Origin of the sequence: Actinomadura sp., assembly GCF_044508335.1 — a bacterium.
Taxonomy (GTDB): domain Bacteria; phylum Actinomycetota; class Actinomycetes; order Streptosporangiales; family Streptosporangiaceae; genus Spirillospora.
Genome location: NZ_JBIQHY010000053.1, coordinates 21,795 through 25,730, shown reverse-complemented (window position 1 = coordinate 25,730; position 3,936 = coordinate 21,795). Strand labels below are relative to the sequence as shown.

Annotated in this window: 4 protein-coding genes; 3 read left to right on the top strand and 1 reads right to left on the bottom strand. The window is 76.0% G+C overall.

Annotation, left to right across the window (positions count from 1 at the left end):
* Window positions 1–348: 348 nt before the first annotated feature.
* Window positions 349–1,290 carry a PDR/VanB family oxidoreductase gene (locus tag ACIWVC_RS19065; protein ID WP_396448650.1) on the top strand — a complete coding sequence of 314 codons (942 nt, stop codon included), beginning with the start codon at window positions 349–351 and terminating at the stop codon, window positions 1,288–1,290.
* A gap of 17 nt (window positions 1,291–1,307) precedes the next feature.
* On the opposite strand, the gene ACIWVC_RS19060 is transcribed toward ACIWVC_RS19065, so the two are convergent.
* The gene (locus tag ACIWVC_RS19060; protein ID WP_396448649.1) at window positions 1,308–2,258 is read right to left on the bottom strand and encodes an alpha/beta hydrolase; all 951 of its coding nucleotides are present in this window, start codon (window positions 2,256–2,258) and stop codon (window positions 1,308–1,310) included.
* A 123-nt stretch (window positions 2,259–2,381) separates the two neighbouring features.
* Between ACIWVC_RS19060 and ACIWVC_RS19055 the strand changes: the two genes are divergently transcribed.
* Together ACIWVC_RS19055 and ACIWVC_RS19050 are read left to right on the top strand one after the other, a co-directional pair.
* Window positions 2,382–3,431, top strand: a complete 1,050-nt coding sequence (locus ACIWVC_RS19055) for a helix-turn-helix domain-containing protein (protein WP_396454393.1) — start codon at window positions 2,382–2,384, stop codon at window positions 3,429–3,431.
* Window positions 3,432–3,532: 101 nt separating this feature from the next.
* Window positions 3,533–3,936: HU family DNA-binding protein (locus ACIWVC_RS19050; RefSeq protein ID WP_396454392.1), on the top strand; the 404-nt coding region annotated here is incomplete at its 3' end.

Genomic DNA, 3,936 nt, shown 5'->3' with positions numbered 1-3,936 from the left:
GCGGCCGGTCCCGGCGGCCGGTCCGACGGGACGCCGCGGAAGGCGGCGGCCTCAATCGTTCCGGATCACTGTGCCGCGGGGGAGGGGATTGGTCCTGTGAGTCGTCGAGAATTGAGCGGCTCTTGTGATCCTTGCCGGTGGACGCGGTCCAGGAGGCGGGTTCTTCCGCTTGGCGGAAGCCCTACTGGTGACCGCTGCCGCGGGCGGCGAAGGTCGGGAGGACGGACGGACCGGCCGTCGCGGCGCGGCAGGCGCCCGGCGAGCGGCCGAGGACGGCCCGCGGGCGCGGTGGAGGGACGTCGCGGGCGGCCGAGCTGGGAGGTGGAGTCGCGGGTGTCGCCTGATCGAGTGTCGCCTGGTGGGGACGCGGAGACCGAGGTCGTCGTCGACGGCAGGGCGGTGCTCGCCGACGGTGTCGTCGGGTTGACGCTGCGGGCGGCCGGCGGGGGCGATCTGCCGGGCTGGCGGCCCGGGGCGCACATCGACGTGCTGCTCGGGGAGGGGCTCGTCCGGCAGTACTCGCTGTGCGGCGACCCGGACGATTCGCGGACGTGGCGGATCGCCGTCCTGAAGGAGGGGCCGGGGTCCACGGTCGTGCACGAGCGCGTCCGGCCGGGGGACCGGCTGACGGTGCGGGGCCCGCGGAACAACTTCGCGCTGGAGGACGCCCCCCGCTACGTGTTCCTCGCCGGCGGCATCGGCATCACCCCGATCCTGCCGATGGTCGCCGCGGCCGAGGCGGCGGGCGCCGACTGGCGGCTGCACTACGGCGGGCGGCGCCGCGCCGCCATGGCGTTCGCGGACGAGCTGTCGCGGTACGGCGAGCGGGTGGAGCTGCGTCCGCAGGACGAGTTCGGCCTGCTCGACCTCGACGGCATCCTGTCCGGCACCGAGCCGGACGCGCTGGTGTACTGCTGCGGCCCGGAGCCGATGCTCGCGGCCGCCGAGGAGCGGTGCGCCGCGCTGGCGCCGGGGGCGCTGCGCACCGAGCGGTTCTCCCCGAAACCGGTCACGGGGCCGGACGAGGCGTTCGAGGTCGAGCTGGCGCTCAGCGGCCGCACCCTGCGGGTCGAACCCGGATGCTCGATCCTGGAGACCGTGGAGAAGGCGGGCGTCAGCGTCCTGTCGTCCTGCCGCGAGGGCACGTGCGGGACGTGCGAGACCGGGGTTCTGGAGGGCGAGCCCGACCATCGCGATTCCGTGCTGACGGAGGCGGAGCGCGCGGACGGCGGCTTCATGATGATCTGCGTGTCGCGCGCCCGCGGGCCCCGCCTCGTCCTGGAGCTCTGAGGTTCCCGCGCGGGCCGCTAGCCGGCGGGGTGGAGGGCGCGGCGGAGGGCGTCGGCGCGGTCGGCGTTCATGCGCTTCGCCACGGCCGCGCCGCGCACGATGGTGGAGCCGTGGAAGGTGCCCGGATAGTGGTGCATCTCGGTCGGGACGCCCGCCTGGATCAGCCGCCGCCCGTAGTCCAGGCCCTCGTCGCGCAGCGGGTCGAACTCGCAGGTGGTGATGTAGGCGGGCGGGAGCCCGGACAGGTCCTCCGCGCGGGCCGGCGCCGCGTACGGGGAGACGCCGGCGGTGCCGCGGACGCCCTCGCCGAGGTAGTAGTCCCAGCTCAGCTCGGCGTTGGGCCGGTGCCAGATGGGCGTGTCGGTGTAGGCGCGCATGGACGGGGTGTCGAGCCGGTCGTCCAGTTCGGGGATGCCGAGGAACTGGAAGCACAGGGCCGGGCCGCCGCGGTCGCGGGCGAGCAGCGCGACCGCGGCGGACAGGCCCCCGCCGGCGCTCTCGCCGCCGACCGCGAGCCGGCCCGGGTCGATGCCGAGGTCGCCCGCGTGGGAGGCGGTCCAGCTCAGCGCGGCGTAGCAGTCTTCGAGGCCGGCGGGGAAGGGGTGCTCGGGGGCGAGCCGGTACTCGACCGACACGACCGCGGCGCCGGCCTCGGCCGCGATGGCGGTCGCGTCGTCGTGGTAGAGGTCGACGCTGCCGAGGACGAACCCGCCGCCGTGGATGTAGACGAGGCCGGGCAGGACGCCGGCGCGGCCCGCCGGCCGGTAGATCCGGACGGGGACGTCCGGCGCGTCCCGCGGGCCCGGCACGGCGAGGTCGCGGGTCTCGACCGGGACGGGCGGCTCGTACGCCGGCTCCTCCCAGAACTGGTCCCCTTCCTCCCGGCGCGCCTTCTGGATGTCGGCGATCGAGAGGTGCGGGATCATCGAGATCCACGGGACGAGTTCCGGGTCGTAGGCGTAGGTCACCAGGGCTCCTTTCGTGCGGCCGGCGACACCAGTGTCGGGCCTGCGGTCCGTCCTGCCCACCCGCCGTCCGCCGGGCAGAACGGCCCGCGGGCCGCCGATCGTCGGGTGCCGTACGCTGCCCCCATGAAGGGCCTGCTCCTGCGGCTGTCGGCGCTGGACGCCGACGCGGAGAACGCCGTCCGGGTGATCGGCTTCTTCGACGCGCTGATCGCGGCGAAGGCGAGCCCGCGGACCCTCGTGCGGGAGACCGCCCGCCTCGCCGGATGCCCGGCCGGCCTCGCCGACACCGCCCTGGGCCTCGCCCTCCACGAGCCTCCCGGCGCCGACCCGTTCTCCGGCGGCCTGGTCCGGGAGTTCTCGGAGACGGGGCGGGTGTGGCTGGGGAGGGACGAGCCCCTTCCGCTCGACGAGATCGTGCTGGAGCGGTTCGCGATCGCCGCCGGCCTGCTGCTGGAGGCGGTGCCGCCGCCGGGGGACGGCGGGCTCGTCGAGCTGGTCCTCTCGGAGGACGCCGGGGAGCTCGAACGGTCGCGGGCGCTTCGCCTGCTGCGCGTCGGACCGGACGACCGGGTGCACGTCCTCGCCGTCGAAGGCGACCTCGCCGTTGCAGGCGACCTTGCGGTTAAAGGCGACAAGGCCGCGGACGCCTTTCCGGGTGCGCACGCGGTGTCGCTCGGACGCGTCCGCGCCGTCCTCACGAAGGGCCTGCCGGACCGGTTCCCGCCCGGTCTCCGGGTGGGAGTCGGCAGCGGGGTGCCCGCGATCGAGGCGCCCGCGTCCTGGCGGCAGGCCCGCACCGCCCTGCGCTTCACCGGGCTCGGCGCGGACGTCGTCCGCCACGACGGGCTCGGGGCGCTCGCGGTCATCGCCGCGCGGATGCGGGCCGAGGACATCGCCGGCGTCGCCGACGTGGCCGCGCTCGACCGGCTCGCCGCCGAGCCGAACGGGGCCGGGACGCTCGCCGTCCTGGCCGCGTTCTGCGCCGCCGGGTCCGCCCGCGGGGCCGCCGCGCGGGTGCACCGGCACCACAGCACGATCGCCGCGCGGCTCGCGCACGCCGAGTCGAAGCTCGGGTTCTCGCTCGCCGACCCCGGCGGGCGGCGGCGGCTCGACCTGGCCATCCTGCTGCGGCACCTGCGCGACCGCCCGGACGCGCCGGCCGGTCCCGGCTGAAGCGGCAAGGACACGCTGGCCGGGACGCCGATTGCCGGGTCCCGGCCGCCCCGCCGCATTACGCTGAGCGCCACAGATCGCCACAGTGGAGGGCATGGCGCATGAACCGGAGTGAACTGGTCAGGATCGTGGCGGAGCGTGCGGGAAGCGACGAGTCCGTCGCGCGCCGGCATGTGGACGCCGTGTTCGACACGGTGATGGAGCGGGTGTCCGCCGGGGAGCGCGTCACCGTCACCGGGTTCGGGACGTTCGACAGCCTGGCCCGCCCGGCCCGCAGCGCCCGCAACCCGCGCACCGGCCTGCCGGTCGAGGTGCCCGCCGGGCAGGTGCCGCGGTTCCGGTCCGGGCAGACGTTCCGCAACCGCGTCGCCGGGAGCGCGCCCGCCGCGGCGGTCGAGGCGGCCGGCGGGCCGGCGCCGGAGGCGGTGGTGGCGGCCCCGGTCGAGGCGCCGGCGCCGAAGAAGACCGGCAAGAAGGACGGCAAGAAGGCCGGGAAGAACGCCGG

Excerpts from the sequence above, each read along its gene's own strand:
- ACIWVC_RS19055 (WP_396454393.1), top strand. The coding sequence starts at position 2,382 with ATGAAGGGCCTGCTCCTGCGGCTGTCGGCGCTGGACGCCGACGCGGAG.